Source organism: Rhabdothermincola salaria (assembly GCF_021246445.1).
In the GTDB taxonomy this organism is placed as follows: domain Bacteria; phylum Actinomycetota; class Acidimicrobiia; order Acidimicrobiales; family Acidimicrobilacustridaceae; genus Rhabdothermincola_A; species Rhabdothermincola_A salaria.
The window spans coordinates 900736-923703 of record NZ_JAJQXW010000001.1; the positions used below are offsets into that span (position 1 = coordinate 900736).

A 22968-nucleotide genomic window follows, 5' to 3' on the forward strand; every position below is an offset into this window, starting at 1 on the left:
GCCCTGCGCCGGATCAGGCCGCGTTGTCGTTGATGCGGTCGATGAGGTGGCGCAGGCGGGCGTAGCTGCGCCGATCGAAGCCGAACCCGATGCGGGGCAGGTCCGGCACGTCGTCGTCCTCGAGCTCGCTCTCCGACGTGTCGACCACGGCGATCGGCCCCCCGGTGACCATGTCGCCGAACTCCGCGTTGAGCTCGGCCAGCTCGTCGTCGTCAGGTCGATCGAGCAGGCGCAGGACCAAGCGTCGCCCGACGAAGCGCATGGAGTGGTAGCGACGGTAGAAGTGGCAGACCTCATCGACGGCCTCGTCGACGTGCTCGCACACCTTCACGAAGCTCATGTCGTCGGGGGAGATCAGCGAACGCCCGGCCAGCTCGGTCTCGGTGAAGCGCATCCAGCTCTGCCAGTAGGAGCTGCCCTCGGGCTCGATCAGCACCACGGGGCAGATGGGTGAACGACCGGTCTGCATGAGGGTGAACAGCTCGAACGCCTCGTCGAGGGTGCCGAACCCACCCGGGAGCAGCGCGAACGCCGAGGACTCCTTCATGAACGCCAGCTTGCGGGTGAAGAAGTACCGGTAGTTCACCAGCTTGGGGTCGTTGGCCAGGATGGCGGCGGCTTCCTGCTCGAACGGCAACATGATGTTGACGCCGAAGGCGGCGTCGACCCCGGCCCCCTCGATGCCGGCCTCCATGATCCCCGGGCCGCCACCGGTGATGACCATCCAGCCCTGCTCGGCGATGGCCCGTCCGAAGTCGCGGGCGGCGCGGTATCCGGGATCGTCGACCCGGGTCCGGGCGGACCCGAAGATCGAGGCCTTGCGGATGTCGCGGTAGGGCTCGAACACGCTGGCGGAGTAGCGCAGCTCCTTCAGGGCCGAGTTGGCCAGCTTGAGGTCACCCCGGTCGCGGTACTCCCGGCCCATCCGCACCACCGAGACCAGCATCTCGAACAGCAGGTCGTCGTTGCGATCGATCCCGGCGGTGGCCAGCACCTCGGCGAGGCGACGGTCGAGCTCTGAGTCGCCCGTGCGGTACCGGGAGCGGGCGCTCGGGGTCCGGCGGTCGCTCACACCGGGGCCGGCGTCACCCGGCCGTAGAGCGTGGTGCGCTGCTCGAGGGTGCGACCCAGGGGCTCGACCCACTGGCGGAAGTCGAGCTCGTCCATGCCCTGGCCGTGGTCGGCACCGGCGGCCCGGCTGATGTTCTCGTCCATGAGCGTGCCGCCGACGTCGTTGGCGCCGGCCCGCAGCGTCTGGGCCACGCCCGCGTGGCCCAGCTTCACCCACGAGGTCTGGATGTTGTCGACGAAGCCGTGGTAGGCGATGCGGGCCACGGCGTGCATGAGCAGGGTCTCCCGGAACGTGGGTCCGCGGCGGGCCCGGTGCTGCAAGTACAGAGGGGTGGCCATGTGCACGAACGGGAGCGGCACGAACTCGGTGAAGCCACCGGTCTCGGCCTGCAGATCACGGGTGCGCACGATGTGGCGGGCCCAGTGTCGCGGTCGCTCGACGGCCCCGAACATGATCGTGATGTTGGAGCGCAGGCCGACCGAGTGGGCGGTGCGGTGGGCTTCGAGCCACTCGTCGGTGGTGACCTTGTCGGGGCAGAGCACGGCCCGCACCTCGTCGTCGAGGATCTCGGCCGCAGTACCCGGCAGCGTGCGCAGGCCGGCCGCCTGCAGGCGGCGCAGGTAGTCGGCCAGGGGCTCCCCGAGGCGCTTGGCTCCCTCGGTGACCTCGAGGGCGGTGAACCCGTGGATGTGCAGCTCGGGGGCGGCGTCGTGCACGGCCCGGGCCACGTCGACGTAGTAGTCGCCGTCGAAGTCGGGGTGGATGCCCCCTTGCAGGCACACCTCGGTGGCGCCGAGGTCGGCTGCCGCCCGGGCCCGGCCGGCGATGTCGTCGAGCGTGAGCAGGTACGGCGTGCCCCGCAGGTTCAGCGACAACGGGCCCTTGCTGAAGCCGCAGAACTTGCACTTGAACGTGCACACGTTGGTGTAGTTGATGTTGCGGTTGTGGACGTAGGTCACCGCGTCGCCGTTCACCTGGCGCCGCAGCTCGTCGGCCACCTCCGCCACGGCTGCCACCTCGGGGCCCCGCGCCGAGAACAGCGTGACGATCTCTTCGATGCCGACCTGGTGGCCCATGGCCACCCCGGCCAGGACGTCGGCCACCGCACCGGCACCACCCGGCGGGGCGGGGACCAGCTCCGGCGGTCGGTTCGAGGTGCCGGCGTACCAGGCGGTGGAGCGAGGGCCGATGTGGAGCACCTCGACCCCGTCGTCGACCTGCTCGGGGCTGGCCGGGCTCAGTTGCTGCACCAGCACTGCGCCGGGATCGTCGCGGCCGAGGCCCTCGGCATCGGAGCGGTCCATGACCGCGAAGGCGAGATCGGGATCGAACCAGCGCTCAGGCTCGGTGACGTACTCCGGGTGGGCCGTGAGCCGGGGGGCCACGGTGAAGTCCCGGGCCTCGGTGACCTCTCGGAGCCGGTCGAGCGCCGGCCACGGCCGCTCGGGGTTGACGTGGTCGGCGGTGACCGGAGAGACGCCACCCCAGTCGTCGATCCCGGCATCGAGCAGGACGCCGAAGTCGTCGGAGAGGTTGGGCGGGACCTGGAGGTGCACCTCCGGGGGCAGGATGAGGCGCGCCAAGGCGATGGCCTCGAGGTAGACGTCGGGTGGACAGGGCGGCGCCGCGTGCATCGCCGTGCCCGGCTTCGGGAGGAAGTTCTGCACGATCACCTCCTGCACGTGGCCGTGCCGGCGGTGCGAGGCGGCGATGGCCTCCAGAGCGGCGACGCGATCGGCCCGGTCCTCGCCGATGCCGACGAGGATCCCGGTCGTGAAGGGGATGTGCAGCTCGCCCGCCCACTCGAGGGTGTCCAGGCGCCGTTGGGGCTCCTTGTCGGGCGCACCCCGATGGCACTCGAGGTCGTCCCGCAAGGTCTCGATCATCATGCCCTGGGAGGGAGAGACCGGCCGCAGCCGGGCCAGCTCGTCGCGGGAGAGGGCACCGGCGTTGGCGTGGGGGAGCAGTCCGGTCTCGTCGAGCACGAGGCGGGCCATGGCCGCCAGGTAGTCGACGGTGGAGGCGTGGCCGTGGGCCTCGAGCCATGACGCCGCGCTCGGGTAGCGCAGCTCGGGGCGCTCGCCCAGGGTGAACAGCGCCTCGTGGCAGCCCTGGCGTGCGCCGGCGCGGGCGATGGCCAGCACCTCATCGGGTGAGAGGTAGGGGGCCTCGAGGCGGGCCGGGGGTTGGGCGAAGGTGCAGTAGCCGCACTTGTCCCGACACAGCATGGTGAGCGGGATGAAGACCTTCGGGGAATAGGTGACCCGGTTGCCGTGGGCGAGGTCACGGACCTTCCTCGCCTCGGCCATCAGATCGTGCAGCGGCTGGTCCCAGGGCTCGGGCATGCCCGAACCCTACTGCCGGGCCCGGGTTCTCCGACCCCTCCGGCACGACCGCTCGAGGAGGGCGCTGGCCGCGCCCCGTGCGGGGTCGATCAGAGCCGCGAGGCAGCGGCGGGGTCCACCAACCACACGACGTGGCCGCCCTGCACCCGGCTGGCGGGTGCCGTCGGGTCGCCGGCCGCCACCCGGGCCATGGCGTCGGCCTTGGCCTCGCCCTCCACCGTGACCACCACGAGATGGGCCCGGGCGATCCCCTCGAAGGTGAGGGTCATGCGCGGATGGGGGTTGTGGCCGAGCGGGTCGTCGTTGATGACGACGAGGCGACCGCTGGTCGCTTCGAGCGCCGCCGACTCGGGGAACAGCGATGCGGTGTGGCCGTCGGGGCCGAGGCCCAGGTGGACGACGTCGAAGCGACCGAGCTCCCCGACCCGGAGCTGGTAGGGCTCGGCCCCCTCGTCGCAGCGCATGGGCCACGTCGCGTTGGCGGCGCCGACCCGGTCGAGCAACGCCTCGCGGCCCAGTCGGTAGTTGGAGTCCGGATCCTCGAGCGAGACGCAGCGTTCGTCTCCCCAGTAGACGTCGACCTGCCACCAGTCGATGGCGTCCTCGCCGTCGACGGCCAGGCGCTCGTAGCAGCGACGGGCCGTCCCCCCTCCGGACAAGGCGATGCTGAAGGCGTCGCCCTCGCGCTCGCGGAAGGCGTCGACGACCCGTGCCGCGAACGCGCCCGGGACGTCGTCGACGACGACGAGGTCCCCGTTCACCTGAACGTGGCCGCCTTCTGCTCGAGCGCTCCGAGCAGATCGTCGAAGGAGGCCGAGAACGACGCCACCCCCTGGTCTTCGAGGACCCGGGTGATGTCCGCCAGCTCGACCCCGACCCCGGCCAGCGCCTCGAGCACGTCCTCGGCCGCGGCGGGGTCGGCGTCGACAGTACGGGCCAGGGTGCCGTGGTCGTCGAAGTCGGCCAGGGTGCCCTCGGGCATGGTGTTGACGGTATCGGGACCGATGAGGGTGTCGACGTAGAGCGTGTCGGGGTACGCCGGGTTCTTGGTCGACGTCGACGCCCACAGGGGGCGCTGGACCCGAGCGCCCCGTGCCGCCAGAGCCTCCCAGCGCGGGCCGGAGAAGGTCTCCAGGTACGCCTGGTAGGCGCGCTGGGCGTTGGCGACCGCCACCTTGCCCTTGAGCGCCGCCGCTTCGGGGGTCCCGACGGCATCGAGGCGCTTGTCGGCCTCGCCGTCGACCCGGCTCACGAAGAACGAGGCGACGGACGAGACGGCGGACAGGTCGCCGTCGTTGGCCTCGAGCCCGGAGAGGTAGGCCTCCATCACCTCGCGGTAGCGCTCGACGGAGAACAGCAGCGTGACGTTGACGCTGCGCCCCTCGGTGATCATCTGACGGATGGCGGGGAGGCCTTCGGCCGTGCCCGGGATCTTGACGTACAGGTTGGGCCGGGCGATGCGCTCGTTGAGCCCTCGCGCCGCCTCCAACGTGCCGTCGGTGTCGCGCGCCAGCAGGGGGGAGACCTCCACGGACACGAAGCCGTCCTCACCACCGCTGGCGTCGTGGACGGGACGCAGCAGGCCCAGGGCCGCCTCGATGTCGTCGACGACCATCTCCCAGTAGGCGTCGATCACGCTGGTGCCGGATCCGACGAGGTCGGCGAACTGGTCGTCGTAGGCCTCACCGCCGGCGATGGCCTTCTGGAAGATCGTGGGGTTGGACGTCATGCCCCTGACCCCGCGGTCGATCCAGTCCTGCATCTGGCCGTCCACCAGCCAGTCGCGGCGCATGTTGTCGAGCCAGGGGCTCTGCCCGTGCACGACATGGAGATCGATGAGACGGCTCATGGGTGGATCGCTCCGAGGTTCGATGGGGTCGGGGGAGAGAGAGGACAGGTGGGCCGGGGGCAGCCCGGGAGCTCAGCCGGCCGCCAGCAGCATCCGGGCGTGAGAGACGACGTTGTCGACGGTGAGGCCCAGCTCTTCCATCACCACCGGCCCGGGGGCGCTGGCGCCGAAGTGATCGATGCCGATGGAGGCGTCGGCCCAGGCGGCCCACCCGAACGTCGAGCCGGCCTCGACCGACAGGCGCGGGGTGCCCACGCCCATGACGGAGACCTGGTAGTCGTCGTCCTGGGCGGCGAAGAGATCCCAGCTCGGCATGGACACCACGCGAGCGGCCACGCCGTCCGCGGCCAGCCGGGCGGCGGCGTCGACGCAGAGCTGGACCTCGGAGCCGGTGCCGATGAGGACCAGGTCGGGATCCCCGTCGGTGGCCGTCAGGACATAGGCACCCCGAGCGACGCCCTCGTTGCCGGCGGTGCCCTCGAGCACCGGGAGGTTCTGGCGGCTCAGGACCAGCGCCGTCGGCCCCTCGAGCTCGATGGCCAGCCGCCAGGCGGTGGCGGTCTCGTTGGCGTCGGCCGGACGGATGAGGCGCAGGCCGGGCATGGCCCGCAGCGAAGCCAGGTGCTCGATGGGCTGGTGGGTAGGGCCGTCCTCGCCCACGCCGACGGAGTCGTGGGTCCAGGAGTAGACCACCTTCATCTGGCTGAGCGCCGCCAGCCGGACCGCGGGGCGCATGTAGTCGGAGAAGACGAAGAAGGTGCCGCCGAAGGGAACGATGCCGCCGTGGGCAGCCATCCCGTTCATCACGCCGCCCATGGCGTGCTCACGGACGCCGTAGTGGAGCTGGCGGGCGCCTCGGTCGCTCGTCGAGAAGGCGTCGGCACCGTCGATCTGGGTGCCGGTGTTGCCCGTGAGGTCGGCACCCCCTCCGATGAGGCCCGGCACCACCGGGACGAGCGCGTTCACGACCTTCTTGGCCGCGTTGCGGGTGGCCACCTTCTCGCCCGGCTCCCACGTGGGGAGCGCGTCTCGCCAGCCGGGCACGCCGGTGGCCCCGAGGGCGGCGTCGAGGGCCTCACGGTCCTCGGTCCACCCCTCGTGGAGGGCCTCCCATGCCTCGCGGGCCTCCCGGCCGCGCCGCCCGGCGGCCCGCATGTGCTCGAGGACGTCGTCGGGCACCCAGAACGCCTCGTCGGGGATGCCCATGACCGCCTTGGTGGCGGAGATCTCCTCGGCCCCGAACGGGTTGCCGTGGGCGTGCGCCGTGTCGGTGTACTTGGGCGAGGGGTAGCCGATGTGGCTGCGCAGCACGATGAGCGACGGACGGTCGTCGACGTCCTTCGCCCGGCGCAGGGCCGCCTCGAGGGCGTCGACGTCCTCGGCGATCTCCCCGACCCGGTCGACGTGCCAGCCGTAGGCCTCGAAGCGCAGGGCGGCATCGTCGCTGAGGGCCAGCTCCGTGGGCCCGTCGATGGAGATGTGGTTGTCGTCGTAGACCAACACCAGCTTGCCGAGCCCGAGATGGCCCGCCAGCGAGGCGGCCTCGTGGCTGATGCCCTCCTCGAGGTCGCCGTCGCCGCAGATGGCGAAGGTGTGGTGATCGAACAGCTGCGGTCCGAAGCGGGCCCGCAGCCAGTGCTCGGCCAGTGCCATCCCGACCGCGTTGGCGACGCCCTGGCCGAGAGGACCGGTGGTGACCTCGATGCCGGCGGTGTGGTGCACCTCGGGGTGGCCCGGGGTGGCCGACTGCCACTGACGGAAGTCCTCGAGGTCTTCCAGCGTGAGGCCGTAGCCGGTGAGGTGCAGCATCGAGTACTGCAGGATCGACGCGTGGCCGTTGGACAGCACGAAGCGGTCGCGGTTGGGCCACTGCGGGGCCGACGCGTCGTAGCGCAGCACCCGCGTCCAGAGGGTGTACGCCAACGGGGCCAACGCCATGGCCGTGCCCGGATGGCCGGAGTTGGCCTTCTGGGGCGCATCCATGGCCAGGCCACGGATGACGTCGATGGTTCGGGCTTCGAGTGCGCGGTCGCTCACATGTCCTCCTCGGCGGGCCCCGCGGACTCTAGTGGGCGGCTCCGGGGGCCCGAGATGGCGATCACGTGACCGGACCCTGACCAGGCTCCGGTCGGTGTGGACCTCTCAGGGGAAGAGCACGATGCTGGCGGTGAAGCCGTGGAGGAAGTTGCGGCCGCCGACCGGCCCGATCTCGCCGGCGCAGAACATGCCGCCGACGGCCACGGTGCCCAGCGTCTCGGCCACCACCCCGGCGTCGTGGTGGGGGGTGCCGAACAGGCGGGAGCCGCGCCCGTTGCAGGTGAACACCAAGGCGCCCGAGGCGCGGCGGCCGTCGAGCGCCAGCCGCAGGTCGGTGTCGGCGGACTCGGCGTCGCGCACCTGGAACTGGATCGTGTCGCCGATGTTGACCTCGTCGCCGATGGCCACCGCCCCGTTGTCCCGGTCGGCGCCGAGCACGTTGCGGACGAGGAAGTCACCCCGTTCGAAGTCGATCTTGTGCTCGTCGATGACCCGCCCCACGTGCAGTCCCTGGGCCGCCTTGGCCCGTTCGTCGTCGCTCAGCGACACGATGAGCTCCTGCACCCGCTCCAGCGCCGGGCGGCCGGCGATCTCGTGGACCATGTTTCCCTCGGCGCGGGTGACGGTGAGCGGGGAGCCCACCGGGGCGCAGCCCTGGCTCACCACCGAGTCGGCGACCTGGTGCGCTCCGAGCACGACACCGACCGCACCCTGGTCGAACATCTGGTCGTCGACGACGAGGCGGTTGCCGCCCGGACCGAAGCCGGCGGAGGCCAGTCCGCCCACCACCCGGAGCTGGGGCTGGTGCTCCTGCAGCGTGGCGAGGAGCGGCTCGACCGGGAACGACGGGTCGGCGAGCAGGAGCAACGTGTCGGCCTCCTGGAGGGCCTCCGGCTCGAGCCCGACGACGGCCATCCCCTCGCCGGTGGGCACCGCCGAGAGGCTGACGGGCCGGACCGCCCCGGTGTGGCCGGCCCAGAGGGACACGGCCGGGACCTCTTCGGCTTCGTCGCGGCCGCCGAGCACCGAGACCGCGGTGGCGGCCAGCAGCACCCCCGGCGAGAGCATGGTGCGCACCGAGGCGGCGATGTCCTCGAGCGCGCCGAGGTGCGCTCGGGTCACGAACAGCACCGCCAGATCGGGGGGCTGGCCTCCCAGACGCTCGAGCACCTCGCCCACCACCTCGCCGGTGGCGTGGGTGGGCAGCGGGTGCTCCGAGAGCGCAGCGGCGAAGGGCACGGGCGGGGTCCTAGGCCGGGACGGGCGGCAGGAGGGTGTAGGGCACGACGGTGACCGGCCCCATGTCGACGCGGCAGTGAGCCTCGACCGTGTCGTAGTCGTCGAAGGCCAGCTCGGCGCGCACCAGCCGGTAGTTGAACTTCCCCGGTTCCACCTGGAGGGGCTGCACGTTGCGAGCCACCTGCTCGCCGTCGCGCAGGTAGGTCACCTCCAGGGCCGCTGAGGCCCTGCCGTCGGGTGGGTTGTGGACGATGACGACCAGGTGCGGCTCGACGGTGACGGGCACCGGGGCCGGCGCGGTCGCGGAGAACTGCACGCCGGAGAGGTCGATGCGGGTCGACGGCCCGGCGACCTGACGCAGGTCGATGGCCTCGATGAACAAGGCGGCGAGGATGTTCATGGACTTCACCCTAGGCAGCCCACCCCATGGCGCCACACCGGTGCCGGTCCCGCTGTCGCCGACCGGGCGACCGGTAGGGTGCCGGCATGGCCGTGAGCGAGGGGACCACTTCCACGCGCGAAGCGATCCTCATCGAGGCGCAGCGCTGCTTCGCCGAGCACGGCTACGACGGGACCTCGCTGAACGACATCGCCGAGGCCGTCGGCATCCGTCGGTCGAGCGTCCTGCACCACTTCCCCTCGAAGGACGCCATCTACCGCGAGGTCTTCGAACAGGCGCTGGGCGAGTGGCTCCTCCGGGTGGGTACGGCGACGGCCAGCCCGGTCGAGGGTTGGCCCAAGGTCGACTTCGTGCTCACCGCCGGCTTCCGCTTCTTCCAGGAGCACCCGGAGTTCGTCCGCCTGGTCCGACGTGAGGCGCTCGACGGGGCCGACCGCCACGGCATCGACCTCGGCGTGGCGCTGCGACCGCTCTTCGAGCAGGCGGTGGCCTACTTCGAGGCGGAGATGGCTGCGGGCCGCTTCCGCCAGTTCGACGCCGAGCAGCTCCTGCTCACCGGCTACGGCGCCCTGCTCAGCTACTTCTCGGACCTGCCCTTCATCGAGGGGCTCCTCGGCCGGGACCCCGCGGGGCCCGAGGCGCTCGACCAGCGCCTCGAACACGTGCGGTCGCTGTTTCGCGCCGCGCTCGAACCCTGACCACCCGCACCGGGCCGTCCCCGTCGCCCGCCCACCCCGATCGACCATGACCCGAACCCTCTCCGAAGCCGATTCCAAGGCCCTCCTCGCCCCCTACGGAGTCCCCTTCCTCCCCGAGCGCGTGGTGGCCACACCCGCCGAGGCCGCGTCGGCCTGCGTCGAGCTCGGGGGTCCCGTGGTGGCCAAGCTCTGTGGTGACGCCATCGCCCACAAGACGGAGCGGGGTCTGGTGCGCCTCGGACTCGCCGACCCGGTGGCCACCGAGGTGGCGGCCGCCGAGCTCTTCGCCGCGGCACAGCCCGAGGACGGCGAGGTCACCGTGCTGGTGGCGCCCATGGTCCGCGCCACGCGGGAGCTGATCGCCGGCGTGGCCCAGGACCCGCAGTTCGGTCCCACGGTGCTGCTCGGCGTCGGCGGCGTCCTCGCCGAAGCCATCGCCGACGTGGTGGTCCGGCTCGTGCCCGTCACCGAGATCGATGCGAGCGAGATGATCGGCGACCTCGCCAGCCAGGCTCTCCTCGGGGCCTTCCGGGGGGAGCCCGAGGTCGACCGGTCCGCGCTGGCCGACGTCCTGCTCGCCCTGTCGGAGGCCAGCCGCCACGTGCCGGGGCTCGTGTCGGTCGACCTCAACCCGCTCATGATCGTCGATGGTCGACCGGTGGCGGTCGACGCGCTGGTCGAGATGGCCGAGCCCGCCGGCCCCGGAGGCGCCCGCTGATGCCCGGTCCCGAGCACTTCCGAGCCCTCTTCGATCCCGACGGAGTGGTGGTCGCAGGGGCGTCCACGCATCCCGGCAAGTTCGGCTTCGTGGCCCTCCACAACATCCTGGCCGCCGGCTACCGGGGCGAGGTGTTCGCCACCAACCGGGACGGGGCCGAGGTGCTGGGCCGCCCGACGCTCCGCTCGCTCGACGAGATGCCCGACGGCGCGGCCGATCTGGTCTTCGTGTGCACCCCGGCACGGGCCAACCCGGACCTGTTGCGCCAGGCCGCAGCCAAGGGCATCAGGGCGGCCTTCATCGCGTCGGCCGGGTACGGCGAAGCCGGCGACGAGGGCCGGCGGGCCCAGGACGAGCTGGTGGCCCTGGCCCACGAGCTCGACCTGTTGATCGTCGGCCCGAACGGCCAGGGGGTGGTGTCCACCCCGTCGTCGCTGTGCGCCCAGATCGTGGCGCCCTACCCGCCGGCCGGCGGCATCGGCATCGCCAGCCAATCCGGGAACTTCGTCTCGTCGTTCATGAACCTGGCCCGGGCATCGGGCATCGGGGTGAGCCGGGCGGTCTCCGCCGGCAACGCCGCCCAGGTCGGGGTCATCGACTTCCTCGAGCACTACGCCGACGATCCGGCCACCACCGTCGCGCTCGCCTACGTGGAGGGCATCACCGACGGTCCCGACTTCGCCCGGCGACTGCGGGCGGTCGCCGAGCGCCTCCCGGTCGTGATCCTCAAGGGCGGAGCCTCGGCCACCGGTGCCCGGGCCGCGGCCAGCCACACCGGCTCGCTGGCGACCGACGACCGGGTCTTCGAGGGGCTCTGCCGCCAGGCCGGCGCCACCCGGGCGACCACGGTCGAGGACGCCTTCGAGGCCGCGGCCACGCTCGCCAGCCAGCCCGTCCCGGCGGGACCCCGGGTGGCCGTGGTGACCACCGTCGGGGGGTGGGGCGTCATCACCGCCGATGCCCTCGCCGCCACCACGCTCGAGCTGATCGCCCTCCCCGCCGACCTCACCGACACGCTCGACGGGCTCCTGCCCCCGCGCTGGAGCCGCAACAACCCGATCGATCTCGCCGGCGGGGAGACCAAGGACACCGTTCCCGCCGTGCTCGAGGCGGTCGTCGCCCATCCCGCCGTCGACGCAGTGGTCTTCCTCGGCATGGGCATCCAATCCAACCAGGGCCGCCTCGAGGAGGCCGGGCCCTTCTACCCGGATCACGGGCTCGAGCGCATCGCGGCCTTCCACGAGCGCCAGGACCACCGCTACACCACCTTCGCCGCCGAGGTCTCCGAGCGCTACGGCAAGCCCGTGCTCACCGCCACCGAGCTGGCCGCCGCCGACCCCCACAACGCCGCGGTGCGGGGGGTCCGCGACAGCGGCCGGTACTGCTACCCGTCGGCCGACCGGGCCGTGTTGGCGCTCGAGCACGCCTGGAAGCTGGCCCGATGGCGCCGCGCCCGCGGGCTCGATCCCAGCTTCTAGGGTTGCCGCCCGTGCTGGTCCCCTGGAGCTCCCGGTCGCGACGTGCCCCCTTGGTGGTGGCCGTCGTCGTGGCCCTGCTGGCGCTGGTCGTGCCGCTCGCCGGAGAGGGCGGGGCCCAGGAGGACGAGGTCGTCGCACCACCGGCCTCGACGCCCGTGCTGTCGGCCCGCCGCGTCCCGGGCCTGGTGCAGGGTGCCGTCGCCGGTCCGGCGCTGGCGGCCGCCGTCGAGGGCACCATCGACCGCAACCCCGAGACCTGGTGCTTCGTCGCCGAGGATGCGGGACGCCCGGTCGTCACGGTGAACCCGGACCTGCCGCTCGCGCCTGCGTCGGTCACCAAGCTGTTCACCGCCACGGCGCTCCTCGAGCACTTCGGCCCCGACCACACGTTGCGCACTGTGCTGGCGGCGGCGCAGCCTGCGGTCGACGGCGTCATCGACGGCGACCTCTACCTGGTGGGGGGAGGCGACCCCCTCTGGGCCACCTCGGGATACGCCCAGAGCTTCGACGACCCGGCGAACCCCTGGGTCGACGCCGGCCTCATCGCCGATGCCCTCGTCGACGCGGGTGTCCGCGAGGTGCGGGGCAACGTGGTGGGCGACGACAGCCGCCACGACGGCGAGCGCTGGGTCGCCAGCTGGCCCACCCGGTATCGCAGCGACCCGTCCGTCGGCCCCATCAGCGCCCTCAACATCAACGACGGCTTCACCGGCTACGTCGAGACGCCCGACCAGCCCAACGCCGACCGTCGAGCCGGCGACCCGCCCGAGCTCGCTGCCCAGACCCTGGTGACCCTGCTCGAGCAGCGGGGTGTCGCCGTCGGCGGTGGTGGCGTCGCCGGAGCACGTCCGCCCGACGCGGTCGAGGTGGCGGGGGTCGATTCCCGCCCGATGAGCGAGCTGGTGGGCGAGATGGTCCTCGAATCCGACAACAACACCGCCGAGATGCTGGTCAAGGAGCTGGGCCTGGATCGTGCCGGGCAGGGCACCACGGCCGCCGGCCTGGCCGAGGTCGTGGCCGTGCTCGACGAGCTGGGCCTGCCCACCGGCGACCTCGGACTGAAGGACGGGTCCGGTCTCGATCCCGAGAACCGCGTGACGTGCGGGGCGGTCATGGCCGTCCTCGACCACCACGGGCCGGACTCCTTGCTGTCGGGGTCGTTGGCCGTGGCCGGCCAGACCGGCACCTTGCACCGGCGCATGGTGGGATCGCCCGCGACCGGACAGGTCCGGGCCAAGACCGGCACGCTCAACACCGTCAACGCCCTCGCGGGCTGGGCCGACACGTCGGGAGCCCGCCTCACCTTCGTGGGCCTCGGCAACGGCAACGACCCCAGGGGCAACGTGGCCGCCGACCGCTTCGCCGATGCCCTCGTGAGCTACCCGGCCGCACCCCCGTTGGCCGAGCTCGGCCCGTCGTCACCCGAGCCTGCGCTCGTCGGGCCCGCGGAGTGATTCGGGTTCTCATCCTCTAGACTCTTCGGATGCCTTGGATCCCGGACCCCCCGACACGGCTCCGCGCGGATCAGGCCTCGGCCCACCGCCACTGACCGAGGTGCACCGCTCGACTCCGAGTCGAGACGTCGTCGCATCCGGCACCGCGGGGACCGCATGCCCTGTCCACTCCTGCCCGCCACCTCCGGCGCGCCCCTGACCGTGGGCAGCGCACTGGTGCCGCCCCTCGGGCCGAGCACAGGGGAGTAGGGCAGACCGACGGCCCGTCGCCGTCCCCGTCCCGCCGCGTTCTCGCGCCCGGACCACCACCGCCCCCCGTTCGAGTACCCCCCCGAGGTCCGATGCCCCCCCGCCATCCGTGGTGCCCCAACCCAACCGGAGGCTCCGCTCGATGCCCGTGATCGCCGTGATGGCGGTCTCGCTCCCGGCCCTCGCCGCCCTGGCCATCGCGCTGTCGGGTGATCGGCACCGGCTCCGGGTGCTGTGGACGGCCCTGGCGTCGGTCTCCACCTTCGGTCTGGTCGTGGTGCTCCTGCGCGCCGTGCTCGACGGCCGAGAGCCCGAGGTCACGCTGGTGACCCTGGCGCCCGCACTCGAGGTCGTCCTCAAGGTGGACGCCGCCGGGGTCTTGTTGGCGGCCACGGCCAGCGCCCTGTGGGTGCTCGCCGCCAGCTACTCGTTCGGCTACGTCGCCGGTGCCGGCGAGTCCCACCGGACCCGGTTCTTCGCCGCCTTCGCCCTGTGCGTGGCCACCACCCTCGGGCTGGCCTTCGCCGGCAACCTGTTCACCTTCTTCGTCTTCTACGAGCTGTTGACCGCAGCCACCTATCCCCTCGTCGTCCACAAGCAGACCCCGCAGGCTCTCGCCGCCGGTCGCCGCTACCTGTTCACCCTCCTCGGTGGCGGGACCGCGGTGCTGCTCGTGGTGGTGATCGTGCAGACCACGGTGCCCGGTGCGGCCTTCACGGCTGGGGGAGTGCTCGACGGGAAGCTGTCCGACGCCGGCGTGCTCGTCCTCGTCGCCCTCACCGTGGTGGGTTTCGGCACCAAGGCCGCCATGATGCCGTTCCACGGCTGGCTGCCTCGGGCGATGGTGGCCCCGACACCGGTGAGCGCGCTGCTGCACGCCGTGGCCGTGGTGAAGGCGGGCGTCTTCGGGTTCACCAGGGTCTTCGGCTACGTGATCGGCCCGGACCGGCTCGCAGAGGTGGGAGCCGGAGTCGTCGTGGCCGTCCTCGCCTCGGTGACCATCGTGGTCGCCTCGATCATCGCCTTCCGCCAGGACAACCTGAAACGACGTCTGGCGTACTCGACCATCGCCCACCTCTCCTACATCGTCCTCGGCGTGTCCATCCTCTCCGCAGCCGCCTGGCAAGGGGCGCTGCTGCACCTCGCCAACCACGCGGTGCTCAAGATCACCCTGTTCTTCTGTGCCGGCGCGATCTACGTGACCACCGGCGTCGACCGCGTGTCGGCGATGGACGGCATCGGCCGTCGCATGCCCCTCACCATGGCGGCGTTCGGGATCGCCGCGCTCGGCCTGGCCGGCGTGCCCCCGATCAGCGGGTTCGTGAGCAAGTGGTTCCTCGGCCAGGGCACCATCGACGCCGCCGAACCGCTGCTCGCCGCAGTCGTCATCGGATCAGGGCTGCTCACAGCCGGCTACCTGCTGCCCATCGTGCACCGGGCATTCTTCCGGTCGTCGCCGGAGTTCACCGTCCGCCGCGAGGCCGCGCCGTCGATGCTCGTCCCGCTCGGCATCACCGCCCTGCTGGGCGTGTTGCTCGGCCTGGGCGATCTCTTCTCGCTCGGCGACCTCGCGGGCAACGTCGGACGCGCCGTCACCGGGGGGCCGTCATGAGGGAGAACGCCATCGTCATCGTCGCCGCGCTGGTGCTCGGTCTGGCGACCGACCTCGCGACCGACAGCTACTACCCACCGGGGGTGATGCCCGTCTTCGTGACGGGGGTGACCGGGGTCTTGATCCTCGGCGCCAAGTGGCTCGGACGCCACCTCCTCGATCGTCCTGTCGACTCCCGGCCGGGTGACGTGGACCCGGCACCGGTGCACCACGACCTCGCACCCACGGACGCGGGCTCCGAACCGCCGGTCGCAGCTCACAACGCAGCGACGGAGGCGTCTGATGGCTGAGCTCCACCCTGGCCTCTTCCTCCTCCTGGCCGCCGCAGTCGTGGCCGTGGCCCCCCTGAGGTGGCGTTCGGCGCTCACGGTCGGAGCCGGGATCGGCGCGTTGGCGCTGACGCTCACGCTGGCCGCCGGGGACCGGGTGACCTACGACTTCTACGGCATCGAGGTCGTCCTGCTCCGCGCCGACGCGCTCTCCCTGGCCTTCGCCACGGTCTTCGCCGCCGTCACCGTGCTGGTCGGGATCTACGGCTGGGCGACGATGGGCCGACAGGAGCAGGTCACCGCCCTGGCCACGGCCGGTGCGGGACTCGGCGTCGTGCTGGCGGGCGACCTGCTCACCCTCTTCTTCTTCTGGGAGCTCAAGGTCTCCACCGCGGTGCTCTTGATCCTCGCTCGGCGTAGCTCCCGTTCGAACCCCGCGGGCATGCGCTACCTCGGCGTCCACCTCGTCGGCGGCGTGGTCCTGCTCACCGGCGTCCTGTGGTGGTGGCAGGCGACCGGCTCGTTGGCCTTCGACGAGATCGGTCTCGGCTCCTGGGCCGCCGCGCTGATCCTCGTGGGGATGCTGCTGTCGGCTGCTGTCCCACCGCTCAACGCCTGGTTGCCCGATGCCTACCCGGTCGCCACGGTGGCCGGCACCGTCGCCCTCAGTGCCTTCACCACCAAGTCGGCGGTCTACGCCCTGGCCCGTGGCTTCCCCGGCCTCGAACTGCTGCTGTGGCTGGGGGTGGCGATGGCGGTCTTCGGTGTCGTCTTCGCCATCCTCGAAGACGACATCCGCCGCCTGCTCAGCTACCACATCGTGTCGCAGGTGGGCTTCATGGTGGCCGCCATCGGCGTGGGGACCTCCATGGCCGTCGACGGCGCCACCGCCCACGCCTACGCCCACGTCCTCTACAAGGGCCTGCTGCTGATGGCCGCAGGGGCCGTGCTCCACGCCACCGGTCGCAGCCGGGCCTCCGAGCTCGGCGGCCTGAGCCGGGCCCTCCCCTGGGTGCTGGTCCTCTACATGGTCGGTGCGCTGTCCATCTCCGGTGCGCCGCTCTTCAGCGGGTTCCCCGCCAAGGAGCTGTCGGTCGGATCGGTCGGGGACGCCGGCGAGTACGCGGCCCAGTGGCTGCTGAAGGCGGCCTCCGTCGGCACGGTGCTCTCGGTCGCGCTGAAGCTCCCGCTCTTCACCTGGGCGGGGACCGCTCGTGGTTCGACCACGGTCCGGCGCATCCCGACTTCGATGTACGTCGCCATGGGCCTCGCCGCGGCAGCCAACCTGGCGCTCGGGCTGCGCCCCGGCCTCCTCTACGACCAGCTGCCGGGCCCGGTCACCTTCGCGCCCTACTCGCTGGACGCGGTGGTGATGGCCGTCCAGCTGCTGGCCTTCACCGCAGTCGGCTACTGGCTGCTCCGCTCCCGCCTGGTGCCCAAGGCCCGGGAGAGCGTCGACACCGACTGGGCCTACCGGGAGCTCCCGGCGATGGTCAGCGCCCGTGCCGGCGCGCTCCGCGAGCGCGTGCCCCCCCTTCGTCCTCCCCGGCTGCACATCCCCGTGCCCGACCGACCACCCCGTCCGGGGGCTCTTCCGGGATGGGTGCTCGGCACCGTCTTGATGGCGGCCATGGCCACCCTGCTCCTGACGAGCGTGCTCTCATGACCTCACGCCGCATCACCGTCGCCCTCTTCCTCGGCCTGACGGCCTTCTGGGTCGTGCTCTCCGGTCGGACGGACCCGTTGTTCCTCGCCATGGGCCTGGCCACCACGACCATCGTCACCGCCGTCACCGCTCGGCTGGTGAGCTCGGCGTTGGCCGCCGACAAGGCGCCGATCCCGCTGAGCCGGGTTCCCCTGCTGGTGGGCCGATGGGTCGGCTTCGTCCTCTGGATGGCAGGGCGCATCCTCGTGTCCAGCGTGCAGATCGGTGTGCTGGCCGTCCGGCCGCGGTTGTCGTTGGCGCCGTGCGAGGTCCGCTTCCGGACCCAGCTGCAAAGCCCCCTGGCCCGCACCTTGTTGACCAACGCCATCTCGCTCGTCCCGGGGACGATCACCGTCGACATCGACGGCGACGAGATCTGGGTCCATGCGCTGTCGCCGGCCCAGGTCGGTGACCTGACCAGCGGACGGCTCCAGAACAAGGTGGCCGGCCTGTTCCTCGAGGGCCCCCAACCTCCGCTGGACCCCTCCCAGATCAGCCGAGAGGCGGTGTCGTGAACCTGCTGTTGACCGTCGCGTCGTTCGTGGTGGCCGGCCTCACCATCGTCGGGATCATCCGCGTCGCCATCGGACCCACCGTCTTCGACCGCATCCTGGCCGCGTCGTTCGCCGCGGTGAACAGCGTGATCATGCTCATGCTGATCGGCGTCCGCTACGGACGCCCCGAGCTCTTCGTGGACATCGGACTGGCCTACGCCCTGCTCGCCTTCCTGTTCCCCGTCGCCCTGGCCCGCTACCTCGACGCCACGTCGGCAGCCGACGAGTCAGGCGCGTCCGGAGAGGAGTCCGAATGATCGACGCCATCGCCGGCGTCCTCCTGGTGTCTGGGGTCGCCTTCCTCGCCGTGAGCGCGCTCGGCCTCTGGCGCTTCCCCGACTTCTGGACCCGCGCCCACGCCCTGGCCAAGGCCGAGACCCTCGGCGTGGTCCTGGTGCTGGGTGGGCTCGTCGTCTTCGAACGGGCCGGGCCGGGAAGCCTGCAGCTGGTGCTGATCGCCGGCTTCTCCCTCCTGGTCAACCCGACGGCGATCCACGCCCTCGCCCGATCGGCCGCCCGTCGCCGCGGGTCGAGCCTCGCACCCGAGGAGGACGGGGCATGAGCTGGGAGCTCGAAGCCGTGCTGCTGGTCCTGCTCGTGCTGACCGCGATCGGTGCGGTCCTCGTCCGCTCGATGGTCGCCACGGTGGCGGTGCTGGCCGCCTTCAGCCTCTTCGTCGCCCTCCTGTTCACGGCCATGGGGGCGCCCGACGTCGCCTTCGTGGAAGCCGTGCTCGGCTCCGCCTTCGTCGGCGTGCTGGTGTTGGTCGCGCTGCGCTCGACCGGCGACCGTCCGGCAGGGCGCGATCGTCGCGCAGCCGTCCTCGGCCTCCCCCTCGTCCTCGTGATCGGGGGGGCTCTCTTCTACGGCACGACCGACCTGCCCGCGCGAGGCGACACCGAGGCACCGGCCCACGCCGGCGCGTCACGCGCCTACGTCGAGCGAGCCCTCGACGACACGGAGACACCGAACGTGGTGACGGCCGTGCTCGCCGACTACCGCTCGCTCGACACCCTCGGGGAGACGCTCGTCATCTTCACCGCGGCGGTGGCCGCCCTGGTGATCCTGTTCCGGAGGTCCACGTCGTGATCGGCCGTCATCCGAGCGAGAACGTGCGCGTCGTCGGCGCGCTCGTCCTCCCCTTCGTGTTCGTCTTCGGCACCTATGTCATCGCCCACGGCCACTATGGCCCCGGCGGGGGCTTCGCCGGTGGGGTGGTCCTCGCCGTGGGTGTGGTCCTGGCTCGGGTGATCCTCGACCGCGACGTCGGCGATCGCCGCTTCCCCCCGGGACTCGGGATCGCGGCCATGGGTACGGGCATGCTGCTGTTCCTCGCCGTGGCCGTCCTGCCCGTCGTCACCGGTGCCGAGCTCCTCGACTACGCCGCGCTGCCCGGTGACGCCAGCGCCTCGCGACTGCGGTACCTCGGGATCCTCGTGGTCGAGGTCGCGGTCGGCGCGGTGGTGTTCGGCGGCATCCTCACCCTCTTCGATCAGCTCAGCCGAGCGGGGGACCGGCCGTGACCCTCGCTCTGCTCTCCGGACGAGCCGGCTACCTGGCCGTGGTGGCCCTCGTGGTCATCGGCCTGGCCACGATGGTGATCGAGCGGCACCTGCTCAAGAAGCTGGTGGGTCTCGTGATCTTCCAGACCGCCATCTTCTTGTTCTTCATCCAGGGCAGCATCCGCGACGGCGCGGACGTGCCGGTGATCGATCCCGAGGTCGGTGCGGACGCCACCCGCTACATGAACCCCCTGCCGCACCTGCTGATCCTGACCGCGCTGGTCGTGGGAGCGGCCGTCATCGGCGTGGCCCTGGCCCTGATGGTCGTCATCCAGCGCTCCTACGGGACCCTCGACGACCACGTCTTGTCCGGCCTCCGCACCCCGGAGCAGGGCGTCGATGCGGGCGGACAGCCGGCAGCCGTCGGCGAGACCGCCGAGGGCGGGCACAGCACGCCGACCACGGGTACCGCCCCCTCGGCAGCGGGGCAGGACCCGGCGTGCTCCGGCGACGGTGAGACACCATGACCACCTCGGCCCTGCCCGCGCTGCTTCCGGCGATCACCTTCACGGCGGCAGTTGTCGCCACCCTGGCGGGCTGGTGGCGTCCCACCGTCGCCCGTGCTGTCGCCGTCGCCACCCTCGCGGTGGTGACCGTGCTCGCAGCCTGGGGGCTCTGGCACAACATCGACCAGAGCGAGGCGCTCGTCCACGCCGTCGGGGGATGGGCTGCTCCCCTCGGCATCGAGTACATCCTCGACGGGCTCTCGGCCTTCGTCGCCCTCCTCGTGGGCACCATCGGACTCCTGGTGCTGCTGTATCCGACCAAGCTGGCCTTCGGAACCTCGGCCGAGCCCCGATTCCCGATCCACGGGCTGGTGCTGCTCCTCGTCGGTGGCCTCCTCGGGGTGACGCTGGCCGGCGACCTGTTCAACCTCTTCGTGGCCCTCGAGATCTACTCGCTGGCCTCCTACGCGCTCGTCGCCCTCGGCGGTCCCGCGGCTGCGGTGGCCAGCTTCCGCTACCTGCTCGTGGGCACCGTCGGTTCGAGCTTCTACCTGCTCGGGGTGGGCTTCTTGTACTTCCGCACCGGAACCCTGAGCATGGCCGGGGTGGGCGACGAGCTCGACCGCATCGGGGCCACGCCCTCGGTGGCGGTGGGCATCGCCATGATCGTGATCGGGCTCGGCATCAAGATGGCGGTGTTCCCTCTGCACGTCTGGCTGCCCGATGCCCACAGCCACGCCCCACCGGGCGTGGCCGCCCTCCTGGCCGCCGTCCAGGTCAAGGTGGCCGCCTACGCCTTGTTCCGCATCCTGTTCCTGGTGGTGCCCCTCGGCGTGATCGAGGACACCTCCCTTCTCACCGTCCTGACCTGGGCGTCTGCCGCCGGGGTGCTGGTCGGCTCCTGGATGGCCGTTCGCCAGGAGGGGATCAAGCGCATGCTGGCGCACTCCACCGTCGCCCAGATCGGCTACATCGGGCTCGGGATCGGCCTGGGTTCGCCACTCGCCCTGGTCGGCGCCCTGTTGCACATGGTGAACCACGCTGCCATGAAGGCGTGCATGTTCTTCGTCGCCGGGAGCGTCCAGCAACAAGCCGGCGCCAAGAAGGTGGGGGACCTCGCCGGCCTCGGACCCCGCATGCCCTGGACAGCGGCGGGCTTCACCATCGCCGCGCTGTCGATGGTCGGGCTGCCGCCCACGGCCGGGTTCTTCTCCAAGTGGTACCTGGTGGCCGGCGCGGCCGAGACAGGAGCGTGGCTGGTGGCGGTCGTCATCGTCGCGTCGAGCGTCATCACGTTGATCTACATGCTCCGGGTCATCGAGACGATCTGGTTCCGACCCGCCCCCGAGCGCGACGTCGACGTCCACGAGGCACGCCCGTCGGTCGTGTTCCCGATCGCCGTCCTCGCCGTCGGCACCATCGTGCTGGGCCTGGTCAACCTGGTGATCGTGGAGAACGTGCTCGAGCCGGTCGTCGCCCTCACCGGCCGGTGACCGGCCCGGACCGGACCACTGTCGCGAGCCAGGCGTAGCGTTGCGGCCATGACCCAGGAGCCGACCGTGCTGCCCATGTTCCCGCTGGGGTCGGTGCTGTTCCCGGGCATGGCGCTGCCGTTGCACGTCTTCGAACCCCGCTACCGGACCCTCGTCGACGACTGCCTCGCCGGGGAGCCCGAGTTCGGCGTGGTGCTCATCGAACGGGGGAGCGAGGTCGGCGGCGGTGACCTGCGCCGTGACGTCGGCACCGTCGCCCGCATCGTGGAGGCCGTGCGCTTCGACGACGGCCGCTGGGGTCTGGGCTGCGTGGGCGTGCGCCGGGTCCGGGTGGATCACTGGTTGCCCGACGACCCCTATCCCCGTGCGGAGATCGCCGACTGGGAGGACGAGCAGGTCGGGCCGGCAGCCACCGACCTCCTCGTCGAGGTGACCGCCCGCCTCCGTCAGGTGCTGGCGGCCACCGCGGAGCTCGGCCTGCCCGCGGCGCCCGCCACCCTCGAGCTGGCCGACGACCCGGTCCTGGCCAGCTACCAGGCCAGCGCCCTGGCCCCCTTCGGCCCCGCCGACCACCACGACCTCCTCGCCGAACCGGGCCCCGAGGCCCGGCTGGCCCACCTCCGGCACCTGTTGGTCGAGGAGACCGAGTACCTGGAGCGTCGACTGGCCATGGCCTCCGAGGACCTCGGCCCCCCGGACGACGACGACCGCCCTCGGCCCGAACCCGGCGACGACCCGCCGGACGACGACACCTGATCGCTCGTCGCTGGAGGACGTTGCGCCGGCATGGAGATCGGCTTTCGGCGGTGTGGGTAGGGTTGGCCGTTGACCGTCCCCGTCGACGAGGTGAGCTGCGTGGCCAACAAGACATCGGTGCCCGACACCCTGCAAGAGCTCAAGGACCTGCTCGTCTCGTACGCCAAGCAGGAGACGATCGATCCTCTGCGCAACGTGGGCCGGTTCCTCGGCTTCGGCCTCGGCGGCATCATGTTGCTGTCGCTCGGCACGGTCCTGCTGGCCCTGGCGGCCCTGCGGGCGCTGCAGACCCAGACCGGCGACGTGTTCGCCGGCTTCTGGTCCTGGGCGCCGTACCTCATCGTGATGGTGGGCCTGCTCGCCGTCACCGGCGTCGTGGCCAGCCGCATCACCAAGGGCGGGCTCGGCACGCCCGTCGAACCCAGCTCAGGGAAGGCACGATGACCACGACCTCCACGCCGGGCGCGCCCATCACCCGCGACGACATCGAGGCCAAGTTCCGCGACATCCAGGGCGAGGTCGAGACCATGGAGACCGAGGCGCGCGACTACCTCGGCATGGCCATCGCCGCGGTCGCCGTCACCGTGGTCGTCGTCGCGTTCGTGCTCGGCAACCGGCGGGGCAAGAAGCGGCGCACGGTCGTCGAGATCCGCAGGGTCTGATGCCGCTGCTCGACACCGCCCGACGGCTGGGGCTCACGCGTGGGGTGTTCGGCGACAGCCGCCCCTGGCTGGTCATCGGTGGCCTGGCCTGGGGCCTCCGCGCTCTGCAGTGGGCGCGCCGGCCCTCACCCGAGACGGTGATGCGCGAGGTGCTCGAACCGGGCGAGACCATCGTCATCCGCCACGACGGTGCCCCGCCGACCCGCCGGCAGCGCCGCAAGGCCGCCAAGGCGGTCAAGAAGGCGTCCCGACGGGCGGAGCGCAGCGACGCCGAGGCGACGGCGGCGACCCTCGACGCCGTCACCGGCCACGGGGGCTGACTCGCTCGTCTGCCCACCCGAGGGGGGCGGAGTTCGCTGTCGGCCCCCGG

General features: G+C 71.8%; 25 protein-coding genes. 18 read left to right on the forward strand and 7 right to left on the reverse strand.

Going from position 1 to position 22968, the window contains the following annotated elements:
- Positions 1–13: 13 nt before the first annotated feature.
- The 7 genes from LUW87_RS04140 to LUW87_RS04170 all read right to left on the reverse strand — a co-directional run bounded on the left by LUW87_RS04140 (position 14) and on the right by LUW87_RS04170 (position 8942).
- Positions 14–1072, reverse strand: a complete 1059-nt coding sequence (locus LUW87_RS04140; RefSeq protein ID WP_232669810.1) for an LOG family protein — start codon at positions 1070–1072, stop codon at positions 14–16.
- Positions 1069–3417 (reverse strand): bifunctional FO biosynthesis protein CofGH, encoded by a 2349-nt coding sequence (locus LUW87_RS04145; RefSeq protein ID WP_232669811.1) that lies wholly within the window; start codon positions 3415–3417, stop codon positions 1069–1071. Before LUW87_RS04145 ends, LUW87_RS04140 begins: the two co-directional genes overlap by 4 nt.
- A gap of 89 nt (positions 3418–3506) precedes the next feature.
- Entirely contained in the window at positions 3507–4178 is a 672-nt protein-coding gene (gene pgl, locus LUW87_RS04150; protein WP_232669812.1) for a 6-phosphogluconolactonase, read from the reverse strand.
- On the reverse strand, positions 4175–5266 hold the full coding sequence (gene tal / locus LUW87_RS04155) for a transaldolase (protein WP_232669813.1): 1092 nt from the start codon (positions 5264–5266) through the stop codon (positions 4175–4177). Before tal ends, pgl begins: the two co-directional genes overlap by 4 nt.
- Before the next feature lie 72 nt (positions 5267–5338).
- On the reverse strand, positions 5339–7303 hold the full coding sequence (gene tkt, locus LUW87_RS04160) for a transketolase (protein ID WP_232669814.1): 1965 nt from the start codon (positions 7301–7303) through the stop codon (positions 5339–5341).
- 105 nt (positions 7304–7408) lie between these two features.
- Positions 7409–8542, reverse strand: coding sequence for an FIST signal transduction protein (locus tag LUW87_RS04165; RefSeq protein ID WP_232669815.1), 1134 nt, complete (start codon positions 8540–8542; stop codon positions 7409–7411).
- A gap of 10 nt (positions 8543–8552) precedes the next feature.
- The gene (locus tag LUW87_RS04170) at positions 8553–8942 is read right to left on the reverse strand and encodes a hypothetical protein (RefSeq protein WP_232669816.1); all 390 of its coding nucleotides are present in this window, start codon (positions 8940–8942) and stop codon (positions 8553–8555) included.
- A gap of 86 nt (positions 8943–9028) precedes the next feature.
- Between LUW87_RS04170 and LUW87_RS04175 the strand changes: the two genes are divergently transcribed.
- The 18 genes from LUW87_RS04175 to LUW87_RS04260 all read left to right on the forward strand — a co-directional run bounded on the left by LUW87_RS04175 (position 9029) and on the right by LUW87_RS04260 (position 22918).
- Complete coding sequence (locus LUW87_RS04175) at positions 9029–9640, forward strand: TetR/AcrR family transcriptional regulator (protein WP_232669817.1); 612 nt, start codon at positions 9029–9031, stop codon at positions 9638–9640.
- A gap of 46 nt (positions 9641–9686) precedes the next feature.
- Positions 9687–10358: an acetate--CoA ligase family protein gene (locus LUW87_RS04180; protein WP_232669818.1), complete on the forward strand. Its 672-nt coding sequence runs from the start codon at positions 9687–9689 to the stop codon at positions 10356–10358.
- A complete protein-coding gene (locus LUW87_RS04185) occupies positions 10358–11836 on the forward strand; it encodes a CoA-binding protein (protein WP_232669819.1) in 1479 nt (492 codons plus the stop codon). Before LUW87_RS04180 ends, LUW87_RS04185 begins: the two co-directional genes overlap by 1 nt.
- A gap of 11 nt (positions 11837–11847) precedes the next feature.
- Positions 11848–13290, forward strand: a complete 1443-nt coding sequence (gene dacB, locus LUW87_RS04190) for a D-alanyl-D-alanine carboxypeptidase/D-alanyl-D-alanine endopeptidase (protein ID WP_232669820.1) — start codon at positions 11848–11850, stop codon at positions 13288–13290.
- 391 nt (positions 13291–13681) lie between these two features.
- Entirely contained in the window at positions 13682–15151 is a 1470-nt protein-coding gene (locus tag LUW87_RS04195) for a proton-conducting transporter transmembrane domain-containing protein (RefSeq protein ID WP_232669821.1), read from the forward strand.
- A complete protein-coding gene (locus LUW87_RS04200; RefSeq protein ID WP_232669822.1) occupies positions 15148–15441 on the forward strand; it encodes a hypothetical protein in 294 nt (97 codons plus the stop codon). Before LUW87_RS04195 ends, LUW87_RS04200 begins: the two co-directional genes overlap by 4 nt.
- Positions 15434–17086, forward strand: coding sequence for a Na(+)/H(+) antiporter subunit D (locus LUW87_RS04205; RefSeq protein ID WP_232669823.1), 1653 nt, complete (start codon positions 15434–15436; stop codon positions 17084–17086). Before LUW87_RS04200 ends, LUW87_RS04205 begins: the two co-directional genes overlap by 8 nt.
- Positions 17083–17640 carry a Na+/H+ antiporter subunit E gene (locus LUW87_RS04210; protein WP_232669824.1) on the forward strand — a complete coding sequence of 186 codons (558 nt, stop codon included), beginning with the start codon at positions 17083–17085 and terminating at the stop codon, positions 17638–17640. Before LUW87_RS04205 ends, LUW87_RS04210 begins: the two co-directional genes overlap by 4 nt.
- On the forward strand, positions 17637–17936 hold the full coding sequence (locus tag LUW87_RS04215) for an MrpF/PhaF family protein (protein ID WP_232669825.1): 300 nt from the start codon (positions 17637–17639) through the stop codon (positions 17934–17936). The genes LUW87_RS04210 and LUW87_RS04215 overlap by 4 nt, the downstream gene beginning before the upstream one ends.
- Positions 17933–18241 (forward strand): monovalent cation/H(+) antiporter subunit G, encoded by a 309-nt coding sequence (gene mnhG, locus LUW87_RS04220; protein ID WP_232669826.1) that lies wholly within the window; start codon positions 17933–17935, stop codon positions 18239–18241. Before LUW87_RS04215 ends, mnhG begins: the two co-directional genes overlap by 4 nt.
- Entirely contained in the window at positions 18238–18768 is a 531-nt protein-coding gene (locus LUW87_RS04225) for a DUF4040 domain-containing protein (protein WP_232669827.1), read from the forward strand. Before mnhG ends, LUW87_RS04225 begins: the two co-directional genes overlap by 4 nt.
- Positions 18765–19202: an MnhB domain-containing protein gene (locus tag LUW87_RS04230; RefSeq protein WP_232669828.1), complete on the forward strand. Its 438-nt coding sequence runs from the start codon at positions 18765–18767 to the stop codon at positions 19200–19202. Before LUW87_RS04225 ends, LUW87_RS04230 begins: the two co-directional genes overlap by 4 nt.
- On the forward strand, positions 19199–19708 hold the full coding sequence (locus tag LUW87_RS04235; protein ID WP_232669829.1) for a cation:proton antiporter subunit C: 510 nt from the start codon (positions 19199–19201) through the stop codon (positions 19706–19708). The genes LUW87_RS04230 and LUW87_RS04235 overlap by 4 nt, the downstream gene beginning before the upstream one ends.
- Positions 19705–21180 (forward strand): proton-conducting transporter transmembrane domain-containing protein, encoded by a 1476-nt coding sequence (locus LUW87_RS04240; RefSeq protein WP_232669830.1) that lies wholly within the window; start codon positions 19705–19707, stop codon positions 21178–21180. The genes LUW87_RS04235 and LUW87_RS04240 overlap by 4 nt, the downstream gene beginning before the upstream one ends.
- Before the next feature lie 48 nt (positions 21181–21228).
- Positions 21229–21936 (forward strand): LON peptidase substrate-binding domain-containing protein, encoded by a 708-nt coding sequence (locus LUW87_RS04245; RefSeq protein WP_232669831.1) that lies wholly within the window; start codon positions 21229–21231, stop codon positions 21934–21936.
- A 69-nt stretch (positions 21937–22005) separates the two neighbouring features.
- A complete protein-coding gene (locus LUW87_RS04250; protein WP_232669832.1) occupies positions 22006–22380 on the forward strand; it encodes a phage holin family protein in 375 nt (124 codons plus the stop codon).
- Entirely contained in the window at positions 22377–22598 is a 222-nt protein-coding gene (locus LUW87_RS04255; protein ID WP_232669833.1) for a hypothetical protein, read from the forward strand. The genes LUW87_RS04250 and LUW87_RS04255 overlap by 4 nt, the downstream gene beginning before the upstream one ends.
- Complete coding sequence (locus LUW87_RS04260; RefSeq protein ID WP_232669834.1) at positions 22598–22918, forward strand: hypothetical protein; 321 nt, start codon at positions 22598–22600, stop codon at positions 22916–22918. The genes LUW87_RS04255 and LUW87_RS04260 overlap by 1 nt, the downstream gene beginning before the upstream one ends.
- Positions 22919–22968: the final 50 nt, after the last annotated feature.